Raw genomic sequence first — 25,766 nt, 5'->3', positions numbered from 1 at the left:
ACTTCATGCCTGACACCGGACTCTTCTACGTCTTTTCAGTGGACTACGCGACCGATGCACGAGGCTGCATCGATCAGGTCACCGCTATCGCCTTCCGCTGCAACCAGTGCCACCACGTGTCCCGCGCCGACGCGGAGCTCAAGCGGATGACAGGGGGCACGCTGCTGACCTGCGGAAGGTGCGGGTCTCACCAGGCCGTCAGCAACGCGCGCCTGGTGGACGGCGAACATCTGGCGGCAACCGGCCAATCTGCAGCAGCGGCCGACCCACGCTGAGCTTGGTTTCAACGCGCGCAAAGTGCCCGGCGTGAGGGGAATGCATGCATCTGCGCGCTCGATGCGCATCCGCCGTTCACTGCATCTACCCCGCACCCCAACACCGGCCGGGATAGCCTCGTCGCTCCTTCCCTGCTGGAGCGCACCATGGCCATCAAGACCGCTGAAGACCTTTTCATCCACGAACTGTCCGACATCTACAGTGCCGAGAAGCAGCTGACCAAGGCCCTGCCGCGCCTCGCCCGGGCCGCAGAGAACCCCGCACTTGCCGCCGCGTTCGAGACACACCTTGAGGAGACCCAGGGCCAGATCGAGCGCATCGACCAGGTGGTGGAGGTGCTGGGCATCCGCCTGAAGCGGATCAAGTGCGCGGCGATGGAAGGCCTGGTGGAAGAAGGCAAGGAAGTCATCGAGAGCATTGAAAAGGGCCCGGTGCGCGATGCAGCACTGATTGGCGGCGCGCAGAAAGTCGAGCATTACGAAATCGCTTCCTACGGCACCATCGCCGCGCTGGCCAAGCAGCTCGGATACAAGGACGCTGTGCCGTTGCTGCTGGAAACGCTGGAAGAAGAAAAGGCCACGGACGAGAAGCTGACCCTGCTGGCCAAGAGCGGCGGCAACGCCAAGGCCGCCCAGGCCGCGTGATCGCAGGTGCACCGCAGATCAGCCTACGCGTCGCTCCCTCAAGGGGGGCGGCGCGCTTCTGCACGAGGATGACGTATGCACCCTGATCTTCTTGGATGGACCGCCACAGCCGTACTGATGGCCACGCTGGTCCGGCAGATGGTCAAGCAATGGCACTCGCCTCACCCGGAAGCCGTCTCGAAGTGGCTTTTTATCGGGCAGATGACCGCCTCTACCCTGTTCACGATCTACAGCGCGCTGCTGGGTGCCACCGTGTTCGTGGTCACCAACCTGCTGTTGCTGGCAACCGCGCTGATCGGACAGCTGCTGGCGTGGCGCCGCAGGCGTGCGACGGCTTCGAGCTCATATGGAAGGACGCCTTGATTGTTGACGTTGCGTCTACACCGGCTTGATGCGGGTACTCACGCGTTCACGTTTACCGTTGTCGTACCCCCCGCACGATGCGGTCCAATCAATGAGGAAATGTCATGCAGCGCGATCAAAAAGACCTGCCCCATCCGGATGACCACACGGCCGCGGTGCCTGCTGGCAGCGCTGGACAGGCCAAGGCCCACAACAGTGCCAATCATGATCAGGCGTTGACGGAGACGTTCCCGGCCAGTGATCCGATCTCTCCCTTCGTCGCCGCCGCCACGCCGGATGAGCAGGCGCAACGGCTTGGCAAGCGCGTGGCGCCCGCTCGGCACGACAAGGGTGAGGGGGACGACGGAGCTGGCCAGTGATCGGGCCTGCGCTCCCGCCGAGGGGACCGGGCAGCCCGCGCCTGTCAGGCGGCTCCGGCGCGCTGGTGCGTGGTGCCGAAGACGAACAGGCAGTGGAGGCCTGACACCTCGGAGCCCGCCATGGAACAGCCCACCGCCCTGCTCATCATCGATCTTTTCAGCCTGTTCAACTTTCCACAGGGGCGGCAACTGGCTCCGTACGCCGTACGTGCAGCCCAGCGCACCGCCCCCCTGCGTGCTGCATTCGACGCGCACCGCTGGCCGGTGATCTACGCCAATGACAATTTCGGCAACTGGCAGCGCGACTTCCTGCAGCTGGTCGAGGCCTGCCGGCAGAAGGGCGGAGCCTCGGCGCGGATCGTCGAGTACCTTGCCCCCAGCGAGGAACACTACTTCATCCTCAAGCCGAAGCACTCCGCCTTCCTCGCCACGCCACTGCCGGTGCTGCTGGCCAAGCTCGGCACCCGGCGATTGGTGCTGGCCGGCATGGCACTGGACGCGTGCGTGCTGGCCACTGCCATCGATGCCAACTCGCGCGAGTACGCGACGGTGGTCGCCCGGGAAGCGGTCGCCGCCCTGCCGGACCGCCGCCAGCCGGCCCTGCAGACCCTGCAGCGATCGGGCGCCGTCGAAGTACTCAGCAACCGTCAGATCATCGCTTCGCTGTCATCCACGTCCTCACATCAACGCACGGGCCTGACACCACCGCGCTGAACCGGGCCCCTCGCCAGGGTGCGCTTCTTCGCCGGCGGCCGCGGCGTCCCAGCGCGATAATCGACCTGGCATACCGGGCAGAAGAAGGTGCGCCGATGCGTGGTGCCCATGTAGACCTTGCTGACCGGACCACCACAACAGGGACATGTCCGCCGGGTGTGCACCTGCCAGTGCTTTTTCAGCTCGAAGCTGCGCTTCCAGCGCAGGAAGTCGAAACTGTATTCGCGGGCCTGCTTGACCAGTTCGGCAAGCTTGCGCGGCGGAAGATCACCAACAGGGTTGGCCGGGTGGACCCGGATGCGAAACAGCACCTCGTTCTTGATGATGTTGCCCACGCCGGAGAACAGCGTCTGGTCCAGCAGGGCATCGCAGACCAGGACATCGGGCATCGACTTCAGGCGACGGCGGGCAAGCCGGGGGTCCCACAGGTCGCTCATCACGTCGGTGCGCCAGTCGTAGACCTCGTCCAACGGCTGATCGATCAGCTTCACCGAGCAGGTGTAGAAGTTCAGTTCGCCGTTGTCAAAGCGCAGCGACACCCGCGCTGGCGTCTCCTTGCGTTCGTCGATGCGCCAGCTGCCGAACATCATCAGGTGGATGCGCAGACTGACGTGGCTGAACTCCAGCAGGAAATGCTTGCCCCAGCTGCGCACGGCCCGCACCCGACGTCCCTCCAGGCAGGCCAGGTCGAGCGTGCTGTTGCCACTGACGCCACGGACGGTCTTTCCCTTGAACCTGGCGGCGGCCTCGCGCAGCAGCACGATGGAAGGACCTTCAGGCATTGGCGTGCTCCAGCATCGACTGCAGTTGCAGTGCATTGGGCACGGCGTGGCCGTGCGCCGTGTTGTCAAGGATGATCCACGCCTCCCCCGCCTGGGCGGCCTCTACTGCGGCGGCCACCAGACTGCAGAGCTGCGGTTGCTGGTAGGCGCTGTAGTACATGCGCGGCTGCCCGTGCCACCGCCAGTAGCTCCAGTGCCTGGCTCCGCCCGGCTGATCAGCCCCTGCAACCCGGGCGGGATCGGCCGCGACCCGGGCAATGCCGTGGTCATCCAGCAGCGCGTCGGCCTTGTCGTCGAACCAACTCGGGTGGCGTGGTTCGCAGGCGACCCGCACGGCGCTGCGCCGGCGCAGCGCCCGGAAGAAGGCCGAGGCCGTGCGGCCATCGTAGGCCAGGCTCGGCGGCAGCTGCAGCAACAGGGCGCCCAGCCGATCACCCAGATGCGCCGCCGCGTGCAAGAACGTGTCGAGCAACGGCGCAGCACCGCGCAGGCGCGCGTCATGGGAAATGGCCTGCGGTATCTTCACCGAGAAACGGAAACCGTGCGGCACGCTGGCCGCCCAGCGCGCATACGTGGCGGGCTGATGTGGTCTGTAGAACGACGAATTGATCTCCACTATCGGAAAGCGCGATGCATAGCGCTGCAGCGCACTGTCTCCCGCCGCGAACGCGTGGGCGATGTCCGTGGGCAGCGACCACCCTGCGCAGCCCACGGCGACCGGGTGGCCCGGTCGCGGATGACGGAGTTCACGTGCCATGGCGCTACGGTGGCGACAGGCTCGTAGCAACATGGTGAACACACGTTGGCTGCGGCGTGAAGCCTGTGCCGCCGGGCGTGGCGGGCCTGCAGCCGTCAGGTTGCCGTGTATCGGCCATCGCTGCTCAAAGGCTGGCGTTGATCATGGCGCCTGCCGGTTGCCGTGGCATCGGCATGGAATGCCCGTTGCGCGGTGCAATGCGTTCGTGGGTGGCGGCCAGGACCTGGTTCACCCGATGGAGCGTGCCACGGCCACCGGGCTCGATACCGATGATGTAGACGAAGCGGCCGTCACAGCGCGACTGCGCCGATTCAAGCCCCTCGGTTTCAGAAATCACGCGCTTCAGTGCCTTCTCCCAGGCCCTGCCGGGGGGCGACGCCAGTTCCACCACCACTGCGGTTTCCCCGCAGTCCAGCGGCATCACTTCCACGCGCAGAATGCGCGGCGCCCGGTTGGTCTCGGTGCTACCCATTTCCAGTCTTCCTCGGCCAATGACGGCGGAAGTATCCACGTCCGGCGCCAAGGCGCCGTCAAGAATGGATGGCCGTTGCGTGCAGGCGCAGCGCGGGAGCCCCGTTGGCACGCCGTCCGGGCTGGCGCGCCACCCTCGCGGCAGGCACCAAACGCGCCGCCGCAATCATGGGGTCAGCACGATCTTCCTGCACTCGTCATCCTTCGCATCGAACATCGCATAGCCCTGTGCCGCGTCCGCCAGGCGCATCCGGTGGGAGATGATGTTGCCCGGGTCCAGCCTGCCCTCGACGATCGCGGTCAGCAGCTCCGGCATCAGTCCCTGGACGTGGGTCTGGCCCATCTTGAAGGTCAAGCCCTTGTCGAAGGCATCGCCCAGCAGGAAACCGTGGATGAAACCAGCATAGACGCCGGGAATGCTGACCACACCACCTCGGCGGGCGGCGGCGATGCACTGACGGATCGCGACCCCGCTGCTGCCTTCCAGTTTGACAGCCGTCAGCGCGCTTTCCAGTGCGCTGCCTTCCGCTTCAAAGCCGACCGCCTCGATGCAGGCGTCCACGCCGCGGCCGCTGGTCTGACCGACGATGTAGTCGGCCGGATCATCCACCTTGCTGAAATCGATCGGTGTCACGCCGTAGGTGCGCTGGGCGAAGTCCAGGCGATAGGCAAGATGATCGACCATGAAGATCGTCTGGGCGCCCAGCAGGCGGCAGCACGCCGCGCTCATCAGGCCTACCGGGCCTGCGCCGAAGATCGCGACGGTCGAGCCAGGCTTCACCCCGGCATTGAGCGCCGCCTGGTAGCCGGTTGGCAGGATGTCGGACAGGAACAGGACCTGCTCGTCGGCGACGCCATCGGGGATGCGCAGCGGGCCGACATTGGCCTTGGGCACGCGCACGAACTCGGCCTGGCCACCGGCCACACCGCCGTACAGGTGGCTGTATCCGAACAGGGCTGCCGGCGGCAGCATGCCCTTGGCGTTCATTGCCGCGCCTTTTCCAGGGTTGGTGGTCTCGCAGGCTGCGTACTCCGCCAGGCGGCAGTGGAAGCAGTCGCCGCAGGCGATCACGAACGGAATCACCACTCTGTCGCCGGGGCGAACCTGGGTGACACCCGCGCCCACCTCTTCCACCACGCCCATGAACTCATGGCCGAGAACGTCCCCGCTGTGCAGGTCAGGGATCTTGCCTCGGTACAGATGCAGATCCGATCCACAGATGGCCGTGGCGGTCACCCGCAGAATGAGGTCGTCGTCGGCGGCGAGCACGGGGTCGGGAACGGTTTCCACGCGGACGTCCTTGCGGCCGTGATAGGTCAGCGCCTGCATCATCTGTCTCCTGCCGTTACGGAGCGTCCAGACTCACACGCGCCGCGCTCGCAGGCGGTGACTGTCCGGTGTGTGTCCTGTCCATATCAATGCAACACCACGTCAAGCGCCGGGCTCCTCACATCCGTCAGGCAGATCGTTCACGGTCGTTTCGACGTCTTCCGCGCAGGCTCTCCCGCGGCATGTAGGCAAGCGGAGCAAGGGCATGTGGAAACGCAATGGTCTGTCACTGGTGTTGCTGGCGCTCATGCTGCTGTTCCTGGGGGGACAGGTGGCTGCGGGACTGCAGGTCCACAACGAGGAACTGCTGCAGCATGGCAGGACGCCGCTTGATCTGTGGCAGTACCTGCACAGCGGTCACTTCATGAGCGCCACATTCGAGAACTGGGAAAGCGAATTCCTGCAGATGGGCATGTACGTGCTGTTGACCGTCTCCCTGCGTCAACGGGGCTCTGCCGAGTCGCGCCCGATTGACCCGGCACAGGAACAGGCGCGCGTGGAAGACGGCCCTACGCCCTGGCCGGTGCGACGTGGCGGAGTGTGGAAGGCGCTGTACGGCCACTCATTGGCCATCGCGTTCGGGCTGATGTTCCTGCTCAGCTTCATCCTGCACGCCATCGGCAGCTGGCGCTCGCAGTGCGTTGAGCAGCAATTGCAGGGTCTGCCGGCACCGGGCTTCCTTGAGCATGTGCTGGGCAGCACGTTCTGGTTCGAGTCGATGCAGAACTGGCAGAGTGAGTTCCTGGCCGTGCTGTCACTGGTGGTACTGACCATCTTCCTGCGGCAGAAGGACTCGCCGCAGTCGAAACCGGTGCAGGCCCCGCACTCGCAGACCGGCGACTGAGCCGCGCGCAGGCAGCGATCAGCCGGTGCCGGTCAGCTGACAGACGGCAGGGGCGCTCTGCTGTTCCAGCGTCAGCCCGGCAAGATAGTCGGCGAAACCGCCGCGCGCCCGTCCCAGCAGGCGGGCGCTGGTGGTCACGACCGGGGCCCCGGCCCAGCGCACGCTGGCGCCCGCCGCCGACAGCCGACGTACCAGGTCCACGTCTTCGCCACAGCCCAGCGCGGCGAAACCGCCGACAGCACGGTAGGCCTGCGCCGAAACGCCCAGGTTGGCGCCATGCACCCGCCCATGGCCATCGCCCCAGCGCTCGCTGCGCCGGAACAGCCTGCGCAGATGGCGGCTGCGGCGGCCGCTGGCGGCCACGTCCACTACGCCACAGAACGCATCACTGCGGGCATCCAGCTGCGCCGCAAGCCACTGCGGCGGCACGGTGCCGTCGGCATCGGTGCTTGCCAGCCACCGCGCTCCCTGCTGCAGCAGCCGCGCAGCTGCAGCAGCGCGGGCAGCGCCGACGCAACGCGCCTGCAGGTCGATGGTTTCCACCTGCAGCTCCCTGCAGATGGCCGCCGTCGAATCACTGCAGGCATCCAGTGCCACTACGATGCATACCTCGCATCCGTTCAGGCCAGGGTGCCGGGCCGCCTTCTGCAGTGAGCGCAGGCAGCGGCCGATTGTGGCGGCCTCGTCATGCGCGGGCACCAGCACGCCGATCATCGCAGCGCCTCTTCCCGGGCCAGCGACAGCGGCCGGCGCATCCACCCCTGCAGTACGAAATCAGCATCGCGATAGCAGAACGCTTCCTGCAGCCCCTGCCCAAGGTGCTGGTGAACCAGTGCCGTGGCGCTGGAGCGTCCGGGGAAGGCAGGCAGCCAGTGGCACGCAACAAGCAGGCCCTCATCCTTCAGCGCCGCGTGGATGCCGCTGCGCAGCGCGGGCAGTGCCTCCGGTGCAAGGTAATAGCCCATCTCACCGCAGACAATCAGGTCAAAGCGCCCAGCGGGCCATTGTTGCGGATGGCTGGCGCAGTGCACCTGGACATGCGGCAGGTGGGCCAGGTTGCGGCGCGCCTGGAAGGTGGCACGGGGGCTGATATCGGTGGCTAGAAGGCGTTCACAGCGAGGCGCCAGCGCCTCGGTCAGCACCCCGTTGGAGCAGCCCAGCTCCCAGCCGCGGTTGAACCTGGCGCGCGGCAGGCTGGCGAGCAGCAACGCGCGTTTGCGTTCTTCGTACCACCGGCTGCGGTAGCCGAAGGGATCTTCAGCGGCATGCAGCTGGTCGAAATAAGGTTGCGCACTCATGCCAGGAATACCTCGTTTTTCCGGGAGAATCGGGCAAGGATGTGGGCGGGCAGGATCGGCTCCGCGCGCAGGCGGGGGACGGTCCCGATCTGGGTGCGGAAGCGGGCGATGGCCCGTGCCTTGCGATCAATGGCGTTGGAGATGTCCAGCACTTTCGGCGCCTGCCACGCCATGTGTGCGTGCGCAGGCTCCAGCCAATGCCAGCCCCAAACGGGATATTCCAGGCGCGCGCAGCCTGCCGCGTGAGCCGCACGACATGCGGCCCGGCCAGCGGCCTCGTGATCGGGGTGGCCATCGAACCGCCACGGCGCAAGCACCAGATCGTCGTCGCGCAGAGTGCGCTGCAACCAGCCTTCCAGTTCCTGTTCGTGTGCGCTTACGGCGCCATCGTCGATGCCGAGATGGCAGATCGCATCGGCGCCGATCGCCAGCTCGGCCAACGCCGCGCGCAGCTCTTCGCGGCGCGCGTTGCGAAGACGTTGGGGCGTCCACCAGCGCTCGTCCGGATAACAGGCCTCGCCATCGGTCACGGCAACGACCTGCACCGCCACACCACGCTCGACGGCACCACACAGCAGCCCCCCACACCCGAGGATCTCGTCGTCGGGATGCGGCGCCACCACGACAATCCGGGCGGCATCTCCGCACAGGTCCGCCAGGCCGATGCCGGGCTGCTTCCACAGCCAGTCGCACTGCTGCCATGCGTGCTCGTCCGGCCCGGTGCCGTGGATGGTGGCTACAGGCTCCACGGTCCCTCCTGGAGCGCCCGTTGTGCGCCCAGCCAGGCCCAGTCCTTGTCTGCATGGCTCTGCCGCAGGAAGATGGTCAGATCAGCCCATCGCTGCGCGTGCGTGGCCTCCATGCACATGGGCGCCGGGCCCAATGCACGGCCTGCAAGGTCAAGCACCTCGCTGGCGGCACGTTCCACGACGCTGCGGACACGGACGACGTCTTCGCGATGTGGCAGATCAGGTGCCTGGTCGATCTTCACTGCCAACTCGCGCAGCAGCGCCGCCGCCGGCGCCAATGCCAGGTCCACCTTGCCCAGCAGCCGCGCACGCAGGCCCTCGGCGCAGGCAGGTTGCATGCGTTCGGCCACTGCGGTTGCAGCCCCGAACCAGACGGCCGCGATGCCTGCACCGCCATGCCAGAAGCCGGGCCGCTGCAGATAGGCATCGCGCCCACCCACCGCCTGCGCCAGTGCGGCGTTGAAACGGACGGTGGTGGAACGGATTCCGGCCATGCCTGCTGCTGGCCACGGATCGGCATCCAGCGACTGCCAATCCGCAGCGGCAACGCTGTACAGCTGCGCTGCATCGGGCGAGCGAACCGTCACCAGGGCGGCATCGACGAACATGCTGCCCGAACACCACGGCTTGTCGCCATGCAGGCGGTTGAGCGCATCGGCGCGCACGGTGCAGGCAGGGCCTTCGGCTGCCCACACCGCCCATAGCGTGCCGTCGGCCGGTGCCGGTGCACCCAGGTCGTGCAGGATGGCGGCGGCATCGTAGTGGGCTTCGAGAACCTTGGCCAGGCACAGGTCCTCAGCGCCCAGCCGGGCCAGCGCGCGCCATCGCTGCAGCGTGTTGCCGCCGCCGGGCTGTGGCAGCGCAGGTTGCATCAGCAGCGCGTGGCGCGCCCGGTCGGCGAGTGGAGGGATGGAAACAGTATCGAGCATGTCAGGCCGAACGGAGGGGGCCTGCAGAACGTAGAGCGGAGGCGGTCACGTTGCTGTCTTCGGTGCGTGGCGAGCGCATGAAGCCGCTGTCCCTCCCCCACCGCCTTCTGTCATGCATATACAAAAACGCCGGTCGAGGCCTATTAAGTGCGGGACGGATAAGGTCGTCACCCTGATTCACCTTTCTTCTGTTCGACGCTTGTCGTCCACGCCCCAGGGAACATCCATGAAATCACTGCTTGTCGCAGCCACCCTCGCAGCCTCCACCCTTGCCGCGGGATGCAGCACCAGCGGATGGATCAGTGCCGCAGGCGAAGCTATGCAGGCCAGGGATGCCTATGACCGCCAGGCCCGGGACGAGCGCCTGAAACGCGCCAACGCGGCAGCGGCCCGCGTGCACGACAACTGATGCGGGGACGGAACATGTCACGCTTCCCGTTTGACGCTGTCCTGTTCGACTGTGACGGCGTCCTGGTCGATTCCGAACCTCTGACCTCCCGCGTACTCGCCGAGATGCTGACCGAGCGCGGCTGGCCGCTGACGGCCCGCCAGGCCGGTGAAGTGTTCCTCGGCAAATCCGTGGCTGCCCAGGCCGACCTGATCGAGGCGCGCACGGGAAAGCCGTTTACGCCGGCGTGGCTGGATGAGTTCCGCGCACGCCGCAATATCGCGCTGGAGCGCGATCTGACTGCAATTCCTGGCGCGCCTGCAGCGGTGCGCGCCATCCACGCTGCCACTGATGGGCGCATTGCGTGCGCATCCGGCGCGGACCTGCTGAAGGTGGAACTGCAACTGCGCAGGATCGGCCTGCATGAGGTCTTCGCAGGGCGCATGTTCAGCGGCCAGGATTTACCGCAGACCAAGCCACACCCGGGTGTGTATCTGGCCGCCGCCGCGTCGCTGGGCGTTGATCCCACACGCTGTGCAGTCATCGAGGACACGGTGACCGGCACCACCGCAGGCGTTGCAGCCGGGGCCACCGTCTTCGGCTTCAGCCCGGGTGGGCCTTTCCACAGTTCGCCCGAGGCACTGCGCGCCGCTGGCGCCCAGGTGATCTTCGAATCCATGCAGCTGCTTCCCGCTCTGCTGGCGGGCCACAGCCCCCACGCCTTCGCCTGATCTGCCTCTGCGCCCCGCGTCAGGGTGCGACGCCGGCGCGCGCGGCATCCGGCCTGCGGCGGTAATGCAAGGCAAACAGATACAACCCGGTGAACAGCTGCAGGAACAACGGCGGCAGCGGCGAGTAGGTCAGCCAGGCCGGTGGTTCGCCCTGCCCCATCCAGCGCGCCACGAAGTTGGCGATCACTGTCAGGGTGAAGACGATAGACGTCCAGCGGTGCACCGGACGCGCCCAGCTGCCGGCCCTCACTGCGGCGTCCTCGCTGCAGTCTTCGCAGGGCGCTCGATCATCTTCCAGCCATTGCCGGACGGATCACGGAATCCGGCATCCACTGCACCATAGCGCTCCACCGGCTCCTGGGTGAATTCCACCCCACGTGCCAGCAGCCGTTCGTAGCTGGCGCGGCAATCGTCCACCGCCAGCACCAGCGGCGGCATCGCACCCTTGGCCACCATCTGCTGCAGGGTCAGCGCAGTGGCCGCATCGTGTACCGGCGGCCCCGGTTTGAACAGGCCAAGCTGGAAACCGCCCTCGCCGCCCGAATGCACCGTGAGCCAGCGATAGTCGCCGTTGCCGACATCGGTATGCACCTGGAAGCCGAGTGCGTTGACGTAGAAATCGAGTGCTGCATCCTGGTCGTGCACATACAGGCCGACCACATTCACCATGCCAGTCATAGGATCCTCCCTCAGGTGGGATCTACGCTAACAAGGCCGGTGCGGCGGCGCTTCTCCAAAACTGCGATCTTCAGGTCCGGGCGCCGTGCGGCACGCGCATGGCACTCCGGCACCGGACCCTGCGCCGGGGCATCGGTCCGCTCGCGGTCGCGGAGGGCACCGGGGCTGTCGCCGGTGATGTCACGAAAGATGCGGCCAAAGGTGCCCAGGCTGGTCCAGCCGGTCTGCAGTGCGATCTCGGTGATCGGCAGGTCGGTATCGCGCAGCAGAGCGACAGCGCGCTCGATGCGGCGGCTGAGCAGATAGCGGTGTGGCGGCACCCCGAAGGCGTCCTTGAAGGAGCGCGCGAAATGGGCCGCGGAAACCGCACTGATCCCGGCCAGCCGCGCCACCGGCCAGTCTTCATGGCTGGCCCGATCCATGTGGTCTTTTGCACGCAGCAGGCGGCGCAGCAGTTCCGGGCTCTGGGTCATGGCGTGGCCACCCTGCGCAGCAGGGATCGTGCAGCATGCCGGGCCGCCGCTGCCTCGGTGCACAGCCACTCACGGAAGTGCGAGACTTTCGGGGCGTTGCTGCGTCCTGCCGGGCTGGCAAACCAGAAGCTGCGGCCGTCGCTGGCCACGCCTTCGTGGGCTTGTACCAGGCGCCCCGCATCCAGCTCGGCCTTGAACAGGATCGGCGAGCCGATGGCGATGCCTTGGCCGGCGATCGCTGCGGCTACGTCCAGATGCTCGGCAGCGAAGTTGGTGGCGAAGCGCTCCGCCCCGGGTGCCGGTGTCTGCGCGAATGCCTGGAACCATAGCGCCCACCAGTCCGGACGCCCCAGCAATGGCACATCCGGCAGCCGCGCACCGCCCAGGCCGGTGGCGGCTTCAAGCAGCGCGGGCGCGCACAGTGGCGTGAACACGCTGGGGAACAGCTCCACGGCGTGCAGCCCCGGCCAGTCGCCGTGACCGTTGCGGATGGCCGCATCGAAACGCCCGCCTGCCAGGTCCTGCGGCTCCGCCGACAGATCAAGCTCCAGCACCTGTTGCGGATGCCGGGCGCGGAAGCCACCCAGCCGCGGCGTCAGCCAACTGGTGCCCAACGTAGGCAGTGCGGTCAGGCGCAGGCGGGTGGCATCCATGTCGGCGGCGCGCATGAAACTGGCACGCAGGGCATCGAAGGCGCGGGTAGCCTCCTTTGCGACGCTGGCACCGGCCTCGGTCAGTTCGACGTGCTGGGCGTGGCGCAGGAACAGTCGTGCACCGGTCTGCTCTTCCAGGCGCCGGACGTGATAGCTGACCGATGCCGCCGTGGTGTCCAGTTCTTCCGCGGCCCGCGCAAAGCTGCCCAGCCGCGCCGCGGCCTCGAAGGCACGGATGGCAACGAGCGACGGCAGGTGGCGGTGGGCGACCATAAGTGTGGCTTAGCCTGAGCCTCGATATCCGCGTGGTCAATCCCCCATACGACGCCGAAGATGAGGCCTCGGACAACGGGGATCAGACATGCAGCGACGTGGATTTCTGGGCGGCCTTGCCGCGTTGTACGGTGCCGGCGCCTTCGGGCTGTGCCTGCCGCTGGGCGCCACCCCTGCCCATGCCGGCAGAGACCATGCCAATGACTGGCGTTGGCTGCAGGGCAACTGGAACGTGCGTCACCGCCGGCTGCAGGAACGCCTGGTGGCCGACACGCGCTGGGTGGATTTCACTGGCACCAGTGCGGTCTGGCTGACCCTGGGCGGGCTGGGCACGATCGATGACAACCTGATGCAGCTGCCCGGCGGCGCCTACCGCGGCCTGGGTGTACGTGCCTTCGATCCGGCCTCCGCCACCTGGGCAATCTGGTGGCTGGATGGCCGCGCTCCCAGCCGCTTCGAAGCGCCAGTGCGTGGCGGCTTCAGCGGTACAGGCGGCAGCTTCCGTGGTGCGGATTCCTTCAAGGGCCAGCCCGTCCAGGTCTGGTTCCGCTGGCACGACATCCACGCTGCGCAGCCTTGGTGGGAGCAGGCATTCTCCGCGGACAACGGCGTGCACTGGGAAGTGAACTGGCGCAACTGGTTCACCCGCACGGCAGCGATACCCTCGCCGCTGCCGGTGCAGTCGGATGCGCCCCGCGACTTCGACTTCCTGGTCGGCCGTTGGAGCGTGCAGCACCAGCGACTGCGCGAACGCCTGTCTGGCAGCAACCGCTGGGACCACTTCGATGGCACGCTGCACAACTGGCCGGTGCTGGGCGGCTTCGGCAACGTTGGCGACAACGTCATGAACTTCCCCGCTGCGACGGTACGCGGCATGGGCATCCGCGCATGGGATGCCAGCAGTGGCCAGTGGTTGAGCTGGTGGTTGGATGGCCGCGATCCCACGCGGATCGGCGCACCGGTCCGCGGCGGTTTTGTCGATGGCGTCGGCACGTTCATGGGAGACGACCAGCTGCGGGGACAACCGATCAGAACGCGGGTGATCTGGTCGCGGATCACCTCGCGTTCCGCACGCTGGGAACAGGCGGCATCCGCAGACGGCGGAGCGACCTGGGAGACCAACTGGATCAGCGATTTCGAGCGGCAGGCATGAATGCGCTTGCCGCACTGGTCGCGCTTGCGGTCGCGGTCGCTGGACTGCTGGGGGGTGATGCCAGCCGGGAGGCGTTGGCACTCGACCCTCACGCAGAGCGTTTCGCACCAGGCATCGCGTCGACCCGATACAGCGAAATCCGCCTGACGCTGAGCCCCGATGGGCGCACGGCGCTCTGGTTCAGCCGTGACCGGCCTGGCGGCGAAGGTGGCCATGACATCTGGTTTTCGCATCTGCAGCACGGCCAGTGGAGTCCCGCGCGCCCGGTTCCGTTCAACACACCCGGCCGCGATTTCGACCCTGCGTTCACCGCCGATGGTCGCTTCGTGCTGTTCTGCTCCGATCGCCCCGGTGGCCTGGGCGGCGATGACCTGTACAGGGTGCCCGTGCAGGGCCTGCAGTTCGGTGCCGTTGAGCATCTCGGGTCTGCCGTCAACAGTCCCGCCAACGAGTTTGCGCCGATGCTCGCACCCGACGGTGGCACCCTGCTGTTCTCCAGCGACCGAGCAGGTGGCGCCGGTGGCCACGATCTGTATTTCGCGCGGGTGGACGATGGCCAACTGCAACCTGCGCGGCCGGTGGAAGGCGCGGTCAACACGGCCGCGCAGGAGTTCGACGCCACCTTCCTGGGCGATGGCCGGACCATCGTTTTCGCACGTGCACAGGACTTCGGCAGTTCGCGGGTCGAGCAGTTCGCGGCACGCGCGTTCGGTGACCGCTACGCGCCCGGCATGCGACTGCCCGCACCCGTCAACGACGGTGCGAGCGACAGCTATGGGGCCATGCTCGACTGGTCCCGCCCTGGCACGCTCACCTATTCAGCGCGTCGCGGCGATGGCGCCAGCCTGGACCTGTACCGGGTGAGCTATCGGCTGCCACCGTCCCTGTCGATTCCGGGGCCCCCGGTTCGTCGATAGAAAAAGAGCCCCCGAAGAGAGCATCCACATGCCTTCCGCACAACAGGTTGCCTGCCGCTGTGGCGAAGTGACGTTGAACCTGACCGGCACACCCATCGCCTGCGTCGACTGCTGCTGCAACAGCTGCCGCGCCGCAGGCCTGCGCCTGCAGCGCCTGCCCGGCGCCCTGCAGCTGCTCGGACCGCATGGAACTACCCGTTTCGTCATGTATCGCAAGGACCGGGTGGAGTTCCTGGCAGGAGTGGAGCGCCTGGCCGCGTTCCGCCTCTCAGCCGATGCCGGCACCCGTCGCGTGCTGGCCACCTGCTGCAACACGCCACTGTTTCTTGAACTGACCGGCGGCCACTGGCTTAGCCTGTATGGCGGGCTGTGGCCGGAGGATGCCCGGCCGCCGCTGCAGATGCGCACCATGGTGGGCGATCTGCCCGATCCCTCCGTGCTGCCCGCCGATGTACCCAACCTCAAGCAACACTCGCTGCGCTTCTATGCCCGGTTGATGAAGGCCTGGATTGCGATGGGCCTGCGCAGCCCGGATATCCGCATTGAAGGAGAGGTCCATGGCTGAGCCAGACAAGATCGAGATCGAGAGCATCACCTCGCCCGGCAGGACCCAGTGGGTCGACCGGGGCAAGTACAGCGCCATGCGCATCGCCCTGCTCGACGTGCTGCCGCAGACGCCGCCCGGGGTTTCCGTTGCCATTGCCAAGCAGTCATTGCTGCCAGCGCTGCCTGCAGATCTGTTCCCCGCAGGCGCGACCGCAGGCTGGTGGCTGAAGGCCGTGCAGCTGGATCTGGAAGCCAAGGGCGTGATCGAGCGCGCAGCGGGCAAGCCCGTGCGGTTGTTCAAGCATGCGGTCGTCGGTCGAACGGCGGTGACGTCATGAGCGGTCCATCCAACGATGCGCCTTCATCGTCGCGCAGGTCACTGCTGATCGGTGCTGGACTGTTGCTGGCCATGGGATGGCCGCCCAGCGTGCGCGGCGCCAGCGCGGGCCTGCGCGAGCCCATGGATGCGGCAGCATTCGCCGCCCGCCGGCGCTGGGTCCGCACACCGTTCGGGCGCATCGCCTGCGTGCAACAAGGGAAAGGTCCGGCCGCACTGTTCCTGCACGGGTTCCCGTTGAGCGGCTTCCAGTGGCGGCATGCGATCGCGCAGCTTTCCTCGTCCCGCCGCTGCATTGCACCGGATTTCATGGGCCTGGGCCACAGCGCGGTGGCGGCCACGCAGGACCTGTCCCCGCAGGCACAGAGCGACATGCTCGTTGCGTTGCTTGATGCGCTGTCCGTTGCGATGGTCGACCTGGTTGCCAATGACAGTGGCGGCACCGTGGCCCAGTTGTTCGCTGTGCAGCATCCGAGCCGCGTGCGCACGATGCTGCTGACCAACTGCGACGTGCACCAGAACAGCCCGCCGGTGCAGATGAAGAACTCGCTGGCCGCCGCACGCGCAGGCACCTATCACCAGAAGATTGTCCGCCACCTGCAGGATCGCGGCTACGCGCGATCAGCGGCCGGTATCGGTGGCTCGGCTTATGTGGATCCGGCACATTTCAGCGATGAGGCCATCGAATACAGTTTCCGCCCGCTGGTATCCTCGCCCCTGCGCCAACAGCAGCTCAATGGCCACCTCGCGGCGTTCGAGCCCAATCCGCTGGTGGCCATCGAAGCCTCGCTGCAACGCAGTACGATTCCCACGCGCATGGTGTGGGGAACGGCCGATCCCCTCTTTCCGGGCCGCTGGGCCGAGTGGCTGCACCAGACGCTGCCGGCATCGCGCGGCATCTGCTGGGTGGAAGGCGGACGCCTGTTCTGGCCTGAGGAACAGCCTGCGCTGCTTGCCGATGAGGCCCGGGCGCTTTGGCGAGCCTGATTGGCCTGGCTGATCCGATGCGCCAGCCGCTGGGCTGGCGCGCCCGACTCAACGCGCCATGGCCCGTGCAGCGTGTTCCTGGGACATCTGCTCCCGCTCCTGCTGCTGGCTCACCTGCTCAGAGCTTGCCGCCAGCGACTGGCCCTGCTGCAGCTCGCGCACGTGCTCGCTGACCGGCGTAGCCACTGCCTGCGCAGTATCGGTGCGGGCGATCTGACGATCTGCGGCGTGCGGCTGGCCCTGCACCGCGAACGCGTACCTGCCGTCGTCACTGAGCACGGCCTCGTCGATCCGCTGCATGCCCTTGGCCTTGGCCGCGACCAGCAGGGCCATGCCCAGCCGTTCGCTCATCTCATCAGGCTGGCGCCCCATCGCCTGGTCGAGGCTGCTCACCGCGCCTTGGCTCTGCAGCCACATGCCGTGGTCCGGGCTGGCGGTGTGCCGTGGGTCCTGCCGGGGCAGCAGCGGTGAGGGCGGTGCGAGCGACTGCAGGTGCTCGCCCTGCACGGCAGCATCGATCTTCTGCAGATCCTTGCCGCCCGCCGCGGCGATATGGAACAGGCGTTCGGCCATGCCATAGGTGGATTGCCCGTGGTTGCGCGCCAGCCCCAGGGCGAAGGCGTCCACATCCTGCTGCGGCCTGCCGTTGCCGTCCTCTGCAAGCACCTGCCACGACGGCCCCAGCATCGGGTTGTCCCCGACCATCGACTGGGTACGCTCCATCAGCGTGCGCATCTGGGCCTCGCTGAAGCTCAGGGTAGTGAGCTCACCGGCCTTCACCGGTCCGCGATCACCGCTGGGGTCGCCGGACAGCGCCGCGTTGGCCATTCCGGCAATCTGCTCACCCTGCGCATGGCCGCGCAGGTCGAAGGTGAATTCATAGCGGCGCTGCGCTCTGTCTTCCTGGCCGTCGGCGCCGTAGGCGCTGACCCGGGTTGCCGGCAGGTTGCCGTTGTACTGCACGCTGCGCAGTTCGGTGCGGCTGCCGTCCTCGCGACTGACCTGCACCACGTCGCCGCTGTTGCGTGCACCCGCCAGGTCCAGGCCGAACGTGTCGCCATAGCCGACCTTCAGCCGCGTCTGCGAACTCATGCCCAGCCGCTCGACCGTCGCCAGATCCTGCACGCCCGGGGTCTGGCCGCTCAGGGTGCCGTTGTCGATGAACTGTTCATAGGCCTGGCGGCCTTCGGCTTGATCCAGGTCGAACGTGGCAGTGCGGACGGCAGCGTGGCCGAGCGCGTCCTGGCGACCGGCAATCGCGCTGAACCTGCCGGCACTGAATCCCATGCCGTTGAAGGCTTCCACCGCCTCGTTCGGCCCGGTGGTGACGCGCACCCGGCCATCATCCAGGCGATCCACGCGGTAGCTGGCACCGCTCGCCTCGGTCGTCTGGCTCTGCATGGCGATGTTGCGGAAGCTGCCTTCCAGTGCGGTGCCGGTGAACTGCTGGCCATCCAGGGTGACGCTGCCCCCCTTGGGAATGGTCTGCGGATCGAACGGGTTGATGCGGGTGGGATCGACGTCCACCGCCTCGCTGGGCAGGCTGACCCTGTAGCGCCCGCGTACGCCGGTGCTGCTGGTGTCCTGGAAGCCGGCACCTTTCGCGCTTGCCCCGACCACCGACTCCATCGTGAGCAGGTAGTCCCTGCCGCCATCGGGCGTCGGGCTGCCGGCCATGTTCAGCGACGTCCCCTGGAACTGCGATGCGAGACTGGACGCTGCGCGCTTGTGCTCGGTACCCACTTTCAACGCGCCGTCGCCCTCGTTCAACGTGACCGAGTAACCACCGGCGGCGGCCCGCGCCTCGCTGTTGGCCGAGGTGTAGGTCGGATCGAACGACGCCGAGGCGGCATCGCGCGGCGCATCCTGGGTTGCGCCTTCCTTGCTGGTCCGGGCATTCATGCCGTGACCTCCTTGAACAGTGACGCGCTGATTATAGGACGCGGTGTGCGCAGCACGTTCACATCGCGCCGCAGCCGCATCCACGATAGTGATGGCCATCCCATTCCACGCCGAGGGTCCATGCCCCACTCCCTCGCCCGCCCGCAGCGATGGCGCCGTCACGGCCGCAAGCTGCTGCCGTACCTGCTGGGCCTGTATCTGCTGTACCTGTTGGCAGGCAATGTTTTCCTCAATACGCCGCTGTTCGACCAGGTCACCAATCGCAAACCGCACAAGTTCGTGATGACCACCGGCCCGGCGATCACGCTGCTGCCGGGGCATGTCATCGCCTGGAATGTGCAGATGCGCGGCCACGTCAATCACACGGTGTATGTGCTGCGCGCGGACCGCGCCAGTGCACGCTTGGCATTGCTGCCGCTGTTCCAGCGCGAGGTGCGCGTGCCGTCGCTGCACGCGACCGGGGTGGCCGCCGAGATCGCGCGCGTGGAGGAGGCCATTCCCTCACCACCGCGCGGCGATCGCGGCTGGACGTTGCGGTTCGATGCCATTCATAGCGAAACCATCCGCAGCGTCCGCGTGGGCAAGCTGTTGATCGTTGGCCAGGGCAGCGGCACGGTCGGTTTCGTGAAGCAGCTGCGTGGTGGTCCCTCGGAACTGCTGGACTCGGAGGTGGCGTTCGCTGATGCCGACGTCAGCCTTGACGGCACCCAGCTGCTCGGCGACATGCAGTTGAAGACGCAGTTCTCCTACCCACGGCATTACCGCGACCAGGCACCCGGGCTGGCAAAGCTGGGGCTGCTGCATGCCGTGCTGGAGGTGCAGGCACGCAGCCAGGGCCTGCGCCTGGATACGGACACGCAACGTCCTTCCATTGCCAGCGCCGCAGTGCCGGGGCAGCTGCAGGCCGCGATCACCCTGGACCAGGGCGCGCTTCAGCCCGGCAGCCATGCGGTCTGGCGGGTTCCCCTGCAGATGGGAGCTGGCGCCCCCGACCGCGGAACACTGGCAGTGCAGCTGGATACCGCCCGCGATATCCGCCTGCAGGCGCGGTTGCCGCAGCGCGAGGGCACAGGCGCTGCGCTGGACGCGGATCTGACCATCACCGGGCGGCACATTCCATTCGCCGAACCCAGCGAGATGCTGGGCCGCACCTCCGGAACGGTCAAGGGCGAATGGACCTTCACCTCGCTCAACTGGATTCCCGCACTGTTCGTGCAGAAACCCTGGTTCCAGCTGCAGGGCGGTGGCGTGCTGCGCGCCGACCTGCGCCTGCAGAACGGCGAGCTGGCCGCTGGCAGCAGCGTCGACATTCCTGCAGCGCGGGCGGTGGCCGAAGTGGCCGGCGTGCACATGCAGGGAACGGCCAGCGCCCATGGCCAACTGCAGGCCGGGACGCCGACGCACGCCGTACTGGCAGTGAAGCTTCCCACGTTCAATGCGCGTGCAGGCGGCGCCAAGGGTGCCACGCTGTTCGATGGGCGCGACCTGGCACTGACGCTCACCGGTGACGGTCGCCTGCGCGAGCTGCGCAAGGGCGTACGCGCGCAGCTGCGCTTCGATGACGCAAGCATTCCAGACCTCACCGCCTACAACCGCTACCTGGGCAACGGCCAGGTGCGGCTCCTGGGAGGCGCTGGCCAGGTGAGCGGCGACGTTGAACTGGATACCCAGGGCCGGGTTGGCAATGGCAGTGTCCGCCTGCGCAGCCAACGCGCACGCCTGCAGGTGGCCGGGCTTGGCCTGCAGGGCGACGCCCGCGTTGATGGCAGGCTGCGGCGTGGCGATTTCAGCCAGCGCCGCTTCGATCTGGGCGGTAGCGTGATCGAGCTGCGCAACGTGCAGGTGGGTGAGCAGCAGCGTTCACAGCCGTGGTGGGGCCGGGTCACCATCGCCCGCGGTGACATCGATGCGCAGTCACCGTTCCAGGTGGACGCACGCGCGGATCTTGCCATGCGCGACGCGGGCCCGCTGCTGGCGCTGTTTGCCGAGCGCAGCGATTACCCGCGCTGGGCATTGTCGCTGCTCGACTCCGGCCAGGTGGATGCGCATACCCGCCTGCGCTGGCGCGCCGGGCATCTGGTACTGGATGGACTGCAGGCGGAGAACGAGCGCCTTTCGCTGCGTGCGCGGCTGGATCTGCTGGACCAGCGCAAGCGGGGCGACCTCTACCTTCGCTGGGGCCTGCTGGGTGCCGGCATCGAGCTGGATGGGCAGCGCCGGCAATGGCATCTGGCCGGTGCGCGGGAATGGTTCGACGGTCGGCCTGCGTTGCTGCCCGGTGCTGCAGCGGCCAGCGACGGTGGCACGGCGGACTGACCTGAAGGCTGCATCCAGTCGCGACGCCTTTGCGTACAACGCACTACCGCAGTTCGCGATAGTGCAGGAGGAAAGACACCGTGAATGTCCGCAGGCAAGCAGTTGGCCTTCTGGGCTGGGCCATCGTCACTTTTCTGGCGGCTGCACTGGGCGCGCGTGCCTCGATCTCGGCAGCGGATTTCTACGCAAGCCTGGCGTTGCCGGCATGGGCACCGCCGGCCAGCGTGTTCGGTCCGGTGTGGACGGTGCTGTACGCATTGATGGCGCTGGCGGCGTGGCTGGTGTGGCGCCAGGGCGGATGGCGCGCGGCCGCGCCTGCGCTGGCGCTCTACCTGCTGCAGCTGGCCCTCAACGTGCTGTGGAGCTGGCTGTTCTTCGGCTGGAAACAGGGGGCGTTGGCGTTCGCTGACATCGCACTGTTGCTGGCGCTGATCGTGGCCACGATCGTCGCCTTCCATCGCGTGCGTCCGGCGGCGGCATGGCTGCTGCTGCCTTACCTGGCATGGGTGACGTTCGCCAGCGCGCTCAACTACGCGGTGTGGCAGGCCAATCCGGCCGTGCTTTAGCCGGGCAATGCCTGAGGGCCTTGCGCTGCGGGCCGCCACTGGCGCAGCGCGCTGCCCCTGAAGGCCTGCTCACCGCAGCCGGTCGGGCAGCGCAGTACACGCGCGGCAGAAGTGCTGACAAGCCCATCGCCCTCCTGCGCCTTGAATACGACCTCGCAGCACAGGCAGCGCGCCACCAGTGAATACAGATGGACGATGCGGCCGCTGCCGGGATCCTGCAGTGCGTTGACATCCAGCAGGTCGAAACGGCCGTTTTCAGGCGCTGGGCGCGATGGGCGAAGCAGGGAAGACGATGGCTGCAGGTTCACGTCGATGCGTCACAGAAGGATGAGCGACGACTGTAGTAGGCGCGATGTGCAGCAGATGTGCACCGCGCCCATCAGGTTGCAGCAGCGCCACCCAGCCGGTTGATCTGCGCACATTCCAGCACCGGCGGCGGCTCCGGCATCGTCGCCAGCACGATCATCGCGCGGCCGATGGCTTCGTTGCTGGTCACCAGTGAGGGCAGGACGCGGCCCGCCGCCGCCATCAGGGGACCGCCAACGCGATACAGCGGCTTCAACGCCGCATGACGGGTGCCGGTCCCCGCCACCGGGCGCACCCCGGCGGGACGCAGCATGACGGTGCGCACCGCGAGCTGCGCCAACGCGGCCTCGGTCTCGCCCTTGATGCGCAGGGGCATGATCCGGCTGTGGGGATTGGCATGGGCGCCGGAGACATACAGGAACCGGCCGTCCGGATTCGCCTCGGCCCATGCTGCAGCCACGGCAAGGGTGGCATCGAGCGTCACCTTCCGATACTCGTCCTCGGCGGCGCCGACCGGCGGTGCTCCGGCACAATAGAAACACGCATCGAATCCGGCCAGCTGCGGGCCCACACCACGGGCATGCTGGAAATCGGCCAGCACGATCTGCTCGATACGCGCGTCGAGCCGGGCCTTGCCGCGGACCAGGGCAGCGGTGCGCGCCACCCGCGGCGAAGCGAGGCAGGCACGGGCAACGCCCTGCCCGACCAGTCCGGTCGCGCCGGTCAGCAGAATCCGCAGCGGGCGTGTTTCGCACATGCGTTGACCTTGAAGAAGCCTAGAGTTTCACGAAGCGCTGGATCCGGCGGGCCAGCCAACCACTGAATACCAGCGGCGCATCCAGCGCGGAAACGCAGATGCACGGTACGCCCGGCGCCGTTACCGGCTGGTGCTCGACCTCCTCGTCCAGGTCGGCCACATCGCCGGGCGCGAACAGACCCAGCGCATCATTGTAGGAACCCCGCAGGATCTGTGTCAGTTCGCTGCGTCCATGGCTGTGCATCGGCAGGCATTTGCCTGGCGCGATCTTCAGCATGATCAGCGACGGCATCTGCTCGGCACGGATGCAATGCACTCCCGGCGCCATCCAGCGCCAGTGCAGCCGACCCAGCGAATCGCCGAAGTACGGATGCAGCGACGTCGGCAGATGATCCGGATCCGCCTCGGGGCGTTCGCGCGGCATCGACCGCAGCGGGCCTGGCACCGCGTCGGCCTGGACCTCGACGAGCTGCGCAAGCATCGCTTCGCGCAGGCCCGCCCGCCGCGCCTCATCCGCCACGGGCTGGGTCTGCTCCAGCAATGCAGCACCGATGGCCTCCGCTTCGCGCAGCCGCTGGCGGCAGTGCGGGCACTGCTCCAGATGCGTGCCGGCGACGATGCTCAACGGTGCCGGCAGAGCACCGGCGGCGTAGCTCATCAGCGTCGACTCATGCAGGTGGTGGTGCGGATTCATGGTGCACCCCCGACCTTCGACTGCAACTGCAGGAACGCTCGTCGCAGGTGTGATTTGACCGTACCCAGTGGCATGCCCAGCGCCTGCGCGATCTCGCTGTGGCTCTTGGCCTCGAAGTAGGACATGCGAACCAGACGCGCCTGCGTGGCCGGCAGTTCATTGATGCGCTGGCGCAGGCGGGCATGGTCGGCAAACTGCTCGGCGCTGCTGCGCTCGCCGACGTCGGCGGCAGCGGCGTCTTCCACGGCTTCCTGCACCTGCATCCAGCTGCGCTCGCGACGCACGCGGTCGATGTGCAGGTTGCGGCCGATGCGATACAACCAGGTGCTCAGCGCACCTTGGGCAGGATCGAACTCGGCCGCGCGCAGCCACAGGCGCAGCAGGCATTCCTGGGCCAGTTCTTCGGCCACCGCTGCGGGTGCCCCAAGGCCACGCAGATAAATGCACAGGCGCGGCATGAAATGGTCGTAGATGCGCATGAAGCAGTCACGATCGCGCAGCCGGGCGACGCCATCCATCTCGCCGTTCCAGTTCGTTGGCTCGTTGCTGGGCTGCTGTGAACTGGACACGATCCGCGCGGTGTCGAAGGGATGGGAGGGACTGGCGGGAGGACGGTACATCGGCGGGGGCTGCCGTTGGGTGAAGAGGAGTCCTTCCCTCTACGCACGGTGGCGCCTGTTGGATGCACCCGGGATGGGTGCCAACGTGCATCCAGCCGGCGCCGTCGCGCGTACAGGCCCGCAAGCCTCCCATGGATCGCCCCGATGCGTCTTGCCTGGTTGCTGCTCTGCATGCCCTGCGCCGCTTCGGCCGCCCCTCTTCTGCGTTCGGAGGGCGTGGCCACCCTGGCCAACGGAGTCATTGCCTACCGCGAAGTGCATTGGCAGCGCGGCGCCGGCGATGGCAGCGAACGCTGGGTGGAGTACCTTTGCCCTGCGGGCCAACCTTTCGCCCGCAAGCAGATGCCCGCCGCCACCCGGCCGCAGGTGCGGGGCTATGTGCTGCAGGACGCCCGCAGCGGCCAAGCGGCCGATGTGAGGGTCGGCCCCGGCGTGGTCCGGGTCGACTGGAAGGAGGACACGTCCACGCCTTCCCGAACCAGGCAGCTGCCGCTGTCCCCGGATGCCGTGATCGACGCCGGCTTCGATGCCGCCGTGCGGGCCCACTGGCGCACGCTGCAGGGTGGAGCACCGGTCAGCCTGCCTTTTCTGGTGCCCGGCCGGCAACGCTTCTACCCCGTGCAGGTGCAGTACCAGGGCCCGGTGCGCTGGCAGGGGCTTTCCGCCCATGCGGTGAATGTCCGCCTTGATACCTGGTTCGGCGCGGTGGCCCCACGTCTGTCGCTGGTCTACGCCGATGCTGATCGCCGCCTGCTCGAGTTCCGTGGTACCAGCAACCTGCGCGATGCACGTGGCGATTATCCGCAGGTGACCGTGCGCTTTGCCGCGCCCGCAACCGAGCAGCCGGAGCAGCGCTGGCGCACTGAGCTGCAGCGACCGCTGGTAGCCAGCTGCGGTGTTACGACCAGGTGAACATGCAGTCAGCTGCAATCCACTGCATCCAACCTGCACTGCAACGCGTAGAGGTAGGCAATCGACTCCCTCGGGCTTCCGTCCATGGCATCCGCAGCGCCTCCACTCCGCAGACGTTCGCGCCTGTTGCGCACCTTCCAGCGCTGGTTCGACACCGATGCCGGAAGCGAAGCGGCGATCGACGGCAGCCAGGGTGATCGCATCGACTGGCTGCGCGCCCTGCCCTTCGCGCTGCTGCACGTGGCCTGCCTCGGGGTGATCTGGGTGGGCGTGTCCTGGACAGCGGTTGCCGTTGCAGTGTTCCTGTACGCGATCAGGATGTTCGCCATCACCGCGTTCTATCACCGCTACTTCTCGCACCGGACGTTCGAGGCATCGCGCACCGTGCAGTTCGTGTTCGCGGTCATCGGCGCCGCCAGCGTGCAGCGTGGCCCGCTCTGGTGGGCAGCGCACCACCGCCACCACCACCGCCACGCCGATCAACCGCAGGACCCGCATTCCCCGCGCCAGGGCGGGTTCTGGCGCAGCCATATGGGTTGGTTCCTCACCCGTAGCGCCTTTGCCACCGATCTGCAGCGCATTCCCGATCTGGCCCGCTACCCCGAGCTGCGCTGGCTGGACCGGTTCGACACCGTGGTTCCCGTGTTGCTGGCCGCTGCGCTGTATGGTGTGGGTGCGGTGCTCGAGCGTGTGGCACCGGGCCTGCATACCTCCGGCCCGCAGCTGCTGGTCTGGGGCTTCTTCATCTCCACCGTGGTGTTGTTCCACGCCACGGTCACCATCAATTCGCTGGCGCACCGATTCGGCCGGCGCCGCTTCGAGACCCGTGATGACAGCCGCAACAACCTCTGGCTGGCGCTGCTGACCTTCGGCGAAGGCTGGCACAACAACCATCACTTCTTTCCCGGCACCGCCCGCCAGGGCTTCCGCTGGTGGGAGATCGACATCAGCTGGTATGGCCTGCGCGCAATGGCTGCGCTGGGCCTGGTGAAGGGCCTCAAGCCGATCCCGGCCTGGGTACTGGCCAAGGCGAGGCACTGA

Annotated in this window: 34 protein-coding genes; 17 read left to right on the top strand and 17 right to left on the bottom strand. The window is 67.3% G+C overall.

The window, feature by feature from the left end; translation table 11 throughout:
- The first annotated feature begins 5 nt into the window (after positions 1–5).
- The 5 genes from BW38_RS19570 to BW38_RS19590 all read left to right on the top strand — a co-directional run bounded on the left by BW38_RS19570 (position 6) and on the right by BW38_RS19590 (position 2,356).
- Complete coding sequence (locus BW38_RS19570) at positions 6–275, top strand: hypothetical protein (protein ID WP_032974703.1); 270 nt, start codon at positions 6–8, stop codon at positions 273–275.
- Positions 276–422: 147 nt separating this feature from the next.
- Positions 423–920 carry a DUF892 family protein gene (locus tag BW38_RS19575; RefSeq protein ID WP_032974702.1) on the top strand — a complete coding sequence of 166 codons (498 nt, stop codon included), beginning with the start codon at positions 423–425 and terminating at the stop codon, positions 918–920.
- Positions 921–995: 75 nt separating this feature from the next.
- Complete coding sequence (locus BW38_RS19580; protein ID WP_032974701.1) at positions 996–1,283, top strand: hypothetical protein; 288 nt, start codon at positions 996–998, stop codon at positions 1,281–1,283.
- 104 nt (positions 1,284–1,387) lie between these two features.
- Positions 1,388–1,642 carry a hypothetical protein gene (locus tag BW38_RS19585; RefSeq protein ID WP_051501597.1) on the top strand — a complete coding sequence of 85 codons (255 nt, stop codon included), beginning with the start codon at positions 1,388–1,390 and terminating at the stop codon, positions 1,640–1,642.
- A gap of 120 nt (positions 1,643–1,762) precedes the next feature.
- Entirely contained in the window at positions 1,763–2,356 is a 594-nt protein-coding gene (locus tag BW38_RS19590; protein WP_032974700.1) for an isochorismatase family cysteine hydrolase, read from the top strand.
- Here BW38_RS19590 and BW38_RS19595 read toward each other — a convergent pair.
- The 4 genes from BW38_RS19595 to BW38_RS19610 form a co-directional block, all read right to left on the bottom strand.
- Positions 2,326–3,138, bottom strand: a complete 813-nt coding sequence (locus BW38_RS19595) for a DNA-formamidopyrimidine glycosylase family protein (RefSeq protein WP_051584844.1) — start codon at positions 3,136–3,138, stop codon at positions 2,326–2,328. The genes BW38_RS19590 and BW38_RS19595 overlap by 31 nt on opposite strands.
- Complete coding sequence (locus BW38_RS19600) at positions 3,131–3,895, bottom strand: DUF72 domain-containing protein (protein ID WP_032974698.1); 765 nt, start codon at positions 3,893–3,895, stop codon at positions 3,131–3,133. The genes BW38_RS19595 and BW38_RS19600 overlap by 8 nt, the downstream gene beginning before the upstream one ends.
- Before the next feature lie 124 nt (positions 3,896–4,019).
- Complete coding sequence (locus BW38_RS21140; RefSeq protein ID WP_081794504.1) at positions 4,020–4,367, bottom strand: hypothetical protein; 348 nt, start codon at positions 4,365–4,367, stop codon at positions 4,020–4,022.
- A gap of 165 nt (positions 4,368–4,532) precedes the next feature.
- On the bottom strand, positions 4,533–5,696 hold the full coding sequence (locus BW38_RS19610; protein ID WP_025874491.1) for a zinc-dependent alcohol dehydrogenase: 1,164 nt from the start codon (positions 5,694–5,696) through the stop codon (positions 4,533–4,535).
- Between the two features lie 205 nt (positions 5,697–5,901).
- On the opposite strand from BW38_RS19610, the gene BW38_RS19615 reads away from it, so the two are divergent.
- Positions 5,902–6,540, top strand: coding sequence for a DUF6766 family protein (locus BW38_RS19615; RefSeq protein ID WP_032974697.1), 639 nt, complete (start codon positions 5,902–5,904; stop codon positions 6,538–6,540).
- Positions 6,541–6,558: 18 nt separating this feature from the next.
- Here BW38_RS19615 and BW38_RS19620 read toward each other — a convergent pair whose 3' ends face one another.
- From BW38_RS19620 to BW38_RS19635, 4 genes are read right to left on the bottom strand one after another with little or no spacing between them, the layout of a single operon-like run.
- Positions 6,559–7,254, bottom strand: coding sequence for a glycosyltransferase (locus BW38_RS19620; RefSeq protein WP_032974694.1), 696 nt, complete (start codon positions 7,252–7,254; stop codon positions 6,559–6,561).
- Positions 7,251–7,838: a class I SAM-dependent methyltransferase gene (locus tag BW38_RS19625; RefSeq protein WP_032974693.1), complete on the bottom strand. Its 588-nt coding sequence runs from the start codon at positions 7,836–7,838 to the stop codon at positions 7,251–7,253. Before BW38_RS19625 ends, BW38_RS19620 begins: the two co-directional genes overlap by 4 nt.
- Entirely contained in the window at positions 7,835–8,587 is a 753-nt protein-coding gene (locus BW38_RS19630; RefSeq protein WP_032974692.1) for a PIG-L family deacetylase, read from the bottom strand. Before BW38_RS19630 ends, BW38_RS19625 begins: the two co-directional genes overlap by 4 nt.
- Positions 8,575–9,459, bottom strand: coding sequence for an acyl-CoA dehydrogenase (locus tag BW38_RS19635; protein WP_235189870.1), 885 nt, complete (start codon positions 9,457–9,459; stop codon positions 8,575–8,577). Before BW38_RS19635 ends, BW38_RS19630 begins: the two co-directional genes overlap by 13 nt.
- A gap of 283 nt (positions 9,460–9,742) precedes the next feature.
- Here BW38_RS19635 and BW38_RS21320 point away from each other — a divergent pair, with 283 nt between their 5' ends.
- Both BW38_RS21320 and BW38_RS19640 read left to right on the top strand, forming a co-directional pair.
- Positions 9,743–9,925, top strand: a complete 183-nt coding sequence (locus tag BW38_RS21320; protein ID WP_081794503.1) for a hypothetical protein — start codon at positions 9,743–9,745, stop codon at positions 9,923–9,925.
- A gap of 14 nt (positions 9,926–9,939) precedes the next feature.
- Positions 9,940–10,635, top strand: coding sequence for an HAD family phosphatase (locus tag BW38_RS19640; protein WP_025874485.1), 696 nt, complete (start codon positions 9,940–9,942; stop codon positions 10,633–10,635).
- A 19-nt stretch (positions 10,636–10,654) separates the two neighbouring features.
- Here the strand turns inward: BW38_RS19640 and BW38_RS19645 are convergent, their stop codons facing one another.
- From BW38_RS19645 to BW38_RS19660, 4 genes are read right to left on the bottom strand one after another with little or no spacing between them, the layout of a single operon-like run.
- The gene (locus tag BW38_RS19645) at positions 10,655–10,885 is read right to left on the bottom strand and encodes a hypothetical protein (RefSeq protein WP_025874484.1); all 231 of its coding nucleotides are present in this window, start codon (positions 10,883–10,885) and stop codon (positions 10,655–10,657) included.
- Positions 10,882–11,313 carry a VOC family protein gene (locus BW38_RS19650; RefSeq protein ID WP_032974687.1) on the bottom strand — a complete coding sequence of 144 codons (432 nt, stop codon included), beginning with the start codon at positions 11,311–11,313 and terminating at the stop codon, positions 10,882–10,884. The genes BW38_RS19645 and BW38_RS19650 overlap by 4 nt, the downstream gene beginning before the upstream one ends.
- Before the next feature lie 11 nt (positions 11,314–11,324).
- The gene (locus BW38_RS19655; protein WP_025874482.1) at positions 11,325–11,786 is read right to left on the bottom strand and encodes a helix-turn-helix transcriptional regulator; all 462 of its coding nucleotides are present in this window, start codon (positions 11,784–11,786) and stop codon (positions 11,325–11,327) included.
- The gene (locus BW38_RS19660) at positions 11,783–12,712 is read right to left on the bottom strand and encodes a LysR substrate-binding domain-containing protein (protein WP_032974685.1); all 930 of its coding nucleotides are present in this window, start codon (positions 12,710–12,712) and stop codon (positions 11,783–11,785) included. The genes BW38_RS19655 and BW38_RS19660 overlap by 4 nt, the downstream gene beginning before the upstream one ends.
- Before the next feature lie 88 nt (positions 12,713–12,800).
- Between BW38_RS19660 and BW38_RS19665 the strand changes: the two genes are divergently transcribed.
- From BW38_RS19665 to BW38_RS19685, 5 genes are read left to right on the top strand one after another with little or no spacing between them, the layout of a single operon-like run.
- The gene (locus BW38_RS19665; RefSeq protein ID WP_032974684.1) at positions 12,801–13,865 is read left to right on the top strand and encodes a hypothetical protein; all 1,065 of its coding nucleotides are present in this window, start codon (positions 12,801–12,803) and stop codon (positions 13,863–13,865) included.
- A complete protein-coding gene (locus tag BW38_RS19670) occupies positions 13,862–14,782 on the top strand; it encodes a PD40 domain-containing protein (protein ID WP_051584842.1) in 921 nt (306 codons plus the stop codon). The genes BW38_RS19665 and BW38_RS19670 overlap by 4 nt, the downstream gene beginning before the upstream one ends.
- 28 nt (positions 14,783–14,810) lie before the next feature.
- Entirely contained in the window at positions 14,811–15,347 is a 537-nt protein-coding gene (locus tag BW38_RS19675; RefSeq protein ID WP_032974683.1) for a hypothetical protein, read from the top strand.
- Positions 15,340–15,666 (top strand): hypothetical protein, encoded by a 327-nt coding sequence (locus BW38_RS19680; protein WP_032974682.1) that lies wholly within the window; start codon positions 15,340–15,342, stop codon positions 15,664–15,666. The genes BW38_RS19675 and BW38_RS19680 overlap by 8 nt, the downstream gene beginning before the upstream one ends.
- Complete coding sequence (locus tag BW38_RS19685) at positions 15,663–16,652, top strand: alpha/beta hydrolase (protein WP_032974680.1); 990 nt, start codon at positions 15,663–15,665, stop codon at positions 16,650–16,652. Before BW38_RS19680 ends, BW38_RS19685 begins: the two co-directional genes overlap by 4 nt.
- Before the next feature lie 48 nt (positions 16,653–16,700).
- Here the strand turns inward: BW38_RS19685 and BW38_RS19690 are convergent, their stop codons facing one another.
- On the bottom strand, positions 16,701–18,554 hold the full coding sequence (locus BW38_RS19690) for an XVIPCD domain-containing protein (protein ID WP_051584841.1): 1,854 nt from the start codon (positions 18,552–18,554) through the stop codon (positions 16,701–16,703).
- 120 nt (positions 18,555–18,674) lie between these two features.
- On the opposite strand from BW38_RS19690, the gene BW38_RS19695 reads away from it, so the two are divergent.
- Both BW38_RS19695 and BW38_RS19700 read left to right on the top strand, forming a co-directional pair.
- A complete protein-coding gene (locus BW38_RS19695; protein WP_032974678.1) occupies positions 18,675–20,870 on the top strand; it encodes a hypothetical protein in 2,196 nt (731 codons plus the stop codon).
- 80 nt (positions 20,871–20,950) lie between these two features.
- Positions 20,951–21,436 (top strand): TspO/MBR family protein, encoded by a 486-nt coding sequence (locus tag BW38_RS19700; protein WP_032974677.1) that lies wholly within the window; start codon positions 20,951–20,953, stop codon positions 21,434–21,436.
- Here BW38_RS19700 and BW38_RS0120380 read toward each other — a convergent pair.
- From BW38_RS0120380 to BW38_RS19715, 4 genes are all read right to left on the bottom strand, one after another.
- Entirely contained in the window at positions 21,433–21,744 is a 312-nt protein-coding gene (locus BW38_RS0120380) for a hypothetical protein (RefSeq protein ID WP_032974675.1), read from the bottom strand. The genes BW38_RS19700 and BW38_RS0120380 overlap by 4 nt on opposite strands.
- 71 nt (positions 21,745–21,815) lie before the next feature.
- Positions 21,816–22,499 carry an NAD(P)H-binding protein gene (locus BW38_RS19705; protein ID WP_032974674.1) on the bottom strand — a complete coding sequence of 228 codons (684 nt, stop codon included), beginning with the start codon at positions 22,497–22,499 and terminating at the stop codon, positions 21,816–21,818.
- Positions 22,500–22,518: 19 nt separating this feature from the next.
- Positions 22,519–23,193, bottom strand: coding sequence for a ChrR family anti-sigma-E factor (locus BW38_RS19710; RefSeq protein ID WP_025874475.1), 675 nt, complete (start codon positions 23,191–23,193; stop codon positions 22,519–22,521).
- A complete protein-coding gene (locus BW38_RS19715) occupies positions 23,190–23,813 on the bottom strand; it encodes a sigma-70 family RNA polymerase sigma factor (RefSeq protein ID WP_025874474.1) in 624 nt (207 codons plus the stop codon). Before BW38_RS19715 ends, BW38_RS19710 begins: the two co-directional genes overlap by 4 nt.
- Positions 23,814–23,957: 144 nt before the next feature.
- Here BW38_RS19715 and BW38_RS19720 point away from each other — a divergent pair, with 144 nt between their 5' ends.
- Together BW38_RS19720 and BW38_RS19725 are read left to right on the top strand one after the other, a co-directional pair.
- Positions 23,958–24,725 (top strand): hypothetical protein, encoded by a 768-nt coding sequence (locus BW38_RS19720; RefSeq protein WP_032974672.1) that lies wholly within the window; start codon positions 23,958–23,960, stop codon positions 24,723–24,725.
- Positions 24,726–24,809: 84 nt separating this feature from the next.
- Positions 24,810–25,766 carry an acyl-CoA desaturase gene (locus tag BW38_RS19725; RefSeq protein ID WP_025874472.1) on the top strand — a complete coding sequence of 319 codons (957 nt, stop codon included), beginning with the start codon at positions 24,810–24,812 and terminating at the stop codon, positions 25,764–25,766.

The organism is Stenotrophomonas sp. RIT309 (assembly GCF_000632045.1).
Lineage (GTDB): Bacteria > Pseudomonadota > Gammaproteobacteria > Xanthomonadales > Xanthomonadaceae > Stenotrophomonas > Stenotrophomonas indicatrix.
The sequence above is the reverse complement of the archived record's forward strand: the minus strand, read 5'-3'. Positions and strand labels throughout refer to the sequence as shown.

Coding starts and splice junctions, on each gene's coding strand:
- BW38_RS19570 (WP_032974703.1), top strand. CDS start 6: ATGCCTGACACCGGACTCTTCTACGTCTTTTCAGTGGACTACGCGACC.
- BW38_RS19575 (WP_032974702.1), top strand. CDS start 423: ATGGCCATCAAGACCGCTGAAGACCTTTTCATCCACGAACTGTCCGAC.
- BW38_RS19580 (WP_032974701.1), top strand. CDS start 996: ATGCACCCTGATCTTCTTGGATGGACCGCCACAGCCGTACTGATGGCC.
- BW38_RS19585 (WP_051501597.1), top strand. CDS start 1,388: ATGCAGCGCGATCAAAAAGACCTGCCCCATCCGGATGACCACACGGCC.
- BW38_RS19590 (WP_032974700.1), top strand. CDS start 1,763: ATGGAACAGCCCACCGCCCTGCTCATCATCGATCTTTTCAGCCTGTTC.
- BW38_RS19595 (WP_051584844.1), bottom strand. CDS start 3,138: ATGCCTGAAGGTCCTTCCATCGTGCTGCTGCGCGAGGCCGCCGCCAGG.
- BW38_RS19600 (WP_032974698.1), bottom strand. CDS start 3,895: ATGGCACGTGAACTCCGTCATCCGCGACCGGGCCACCCGGTCGCCGTG.
- BW38_RS21140 (WP_081794504.1), bottom strand. CDS start 4,367: ATGGGTAGCACCGAGACCAACCGGGCGCCGCGCATTCTGCGCGTGGAA.
- BW38_RS19610 (WP_025874491.1), bottom strand. CDS start 5,696: ATGCAGGCGCTGACCTATCACGGCCGCAAGGACGTCCGCGTGGAAACC.
- BW38_RS19615 (WP_032974697.1), top strand. CDS start 5,902: ATGTGGAAACGCAATGGTCTGTCACTGGTGTTGCTGGCGCTCATGCTG.
- BW38_RS19620 (WP_032974694.1), bottom strand. CDS start 7,254: ATGATCGGCGTGCTGGTGCCCGCGCATGACGAGGCCGCCACAATCGGC.
- BW38_RS19625 (WP_032974693.1), bottom strand. CDS start 7,838: ATGAGTGCGCAACCTTATTTCGACCAGCTGCATGCCGCTGAAGATCCC.
- BW38_RS19635 (WP_235189870.1), bottom strand. CDS start 9,459: ATGCAACCTGCGCTGCCACAGCCCGGCGGCGGCAACACGCTGCAGCGA.
- BW38_RS21320 (WP_081794503.1), top strand. CDS start 9,743: ATGAAATCACTGCTTGTCGCAGCCACCCTCGCAGCCTCCACCCTTGCC.
- BW38_RS19640 (WP_025874485.1), top strand. CDS start 9,940: ATGTCACGCTTCCCGTTTGACGCTGTCCTGTTCGACTGTGACGGCGTC.
- BW38_RS19650 (WP_032974687.1), bottom strand. CDS start 11,313: ATGACTGGCATGGTGAATGTGGTCGGCCTGTATGTGCACGACCAGGAT.
- BW38_RS19655 (WP_025874482.1), bottom strand. CDS start 11,786: ATGACCCAGAGCCCGGAACTGCTGCGCCGCCTGCTGCGTGCAAAAGAC.
- BW38_RS19660 (WP_032974685.1), bottom strand. CDS start 12,712: ATGGTCGCCCACCGCCACCTGCCGTCGCTCGTTGCCATCCGTGCCTTC.
- BW38_RS19665 (WP_032974684.1), top strand. CDS start 12,801: ATGCAGCGACGTGGATTTCTGGGCGGCCTTGCCGCGTTGTACGGTGCC.
- BW38_RS19670 (WP_051584842.1), top strand. CDS start 13,862: ATGAATGCGCTTGCCGCACTGGTCGCGCTTGCGGTCGCGGTCGCTGGA.
- BW38_RS19675 (WP_032974683.1), top strand. CDS start 14,811: ATGCCTTCCGCACAACAGGTTGCCTGCCGCTGTGGCGAAGTGACGTTG.
- BW38_RS19680 (WP_032974682.1), top strand. CDS start 15,340: ATGGCTGAGCCAGACAAGATCGAGATCGAGAGCATCACCTCGCCCGGC.
- BW38_RS19685 (WP_032974680.1), top strand. CDS start 15,663: ATGAGCGGTCCATCCAACGATGCGCCTTCATCGTCGCGCAGGTCACTG.
- BW38_RS19690 (WP_051584841.1), bottom strand. CDS start 18,554: ATGAATGCCCGGACCAGCAAGGAAGGCGCAACCCAGGATGCGCCGCGC.
- BW38_RS19695 (WP_032974678.1), top strand. CDS start 18,675: ATGCCCCACTCCCTCGCCCGCCCGCAGCGATGGCGCCGTCACGGCCGC.
- BW38_RS19705 (WP_032974674.1), bottom strand. CDS start 22,499: ATGTGCGAAACACGCCCGCTGCGGATTCTGCTGACCGGCGCGACCGGA.
- BW38_RS19710 (WP_025874475.1), bottom strand. CDS start 23,193: ATGAATCCGCACCACCACCTGCATGAGTCGACGCTGATGAGCTACGCC.
- BW38_RS19715 (WP_025874474.1), bottom strand. CDS start 23,813: ATGTACCGTCCTCCCGCCAGTCCCTCCCATCCCTTCGACACCGCGCGG.
- BW38_RS19720 (WP_032974672.1), top strand. CDS start 23,958: ATGCGTCTTGCCTGGTTGCTGCTCTGCATGCCCTGCGCCGCTTCGGCC.
- BW38_RS19725 (WP_025874472.1), top strand. CDS start 24,810: ATGGCATCCGCAGCGCCTCCACTCCGCAGACGTTCGCGCCTGTTGCGC.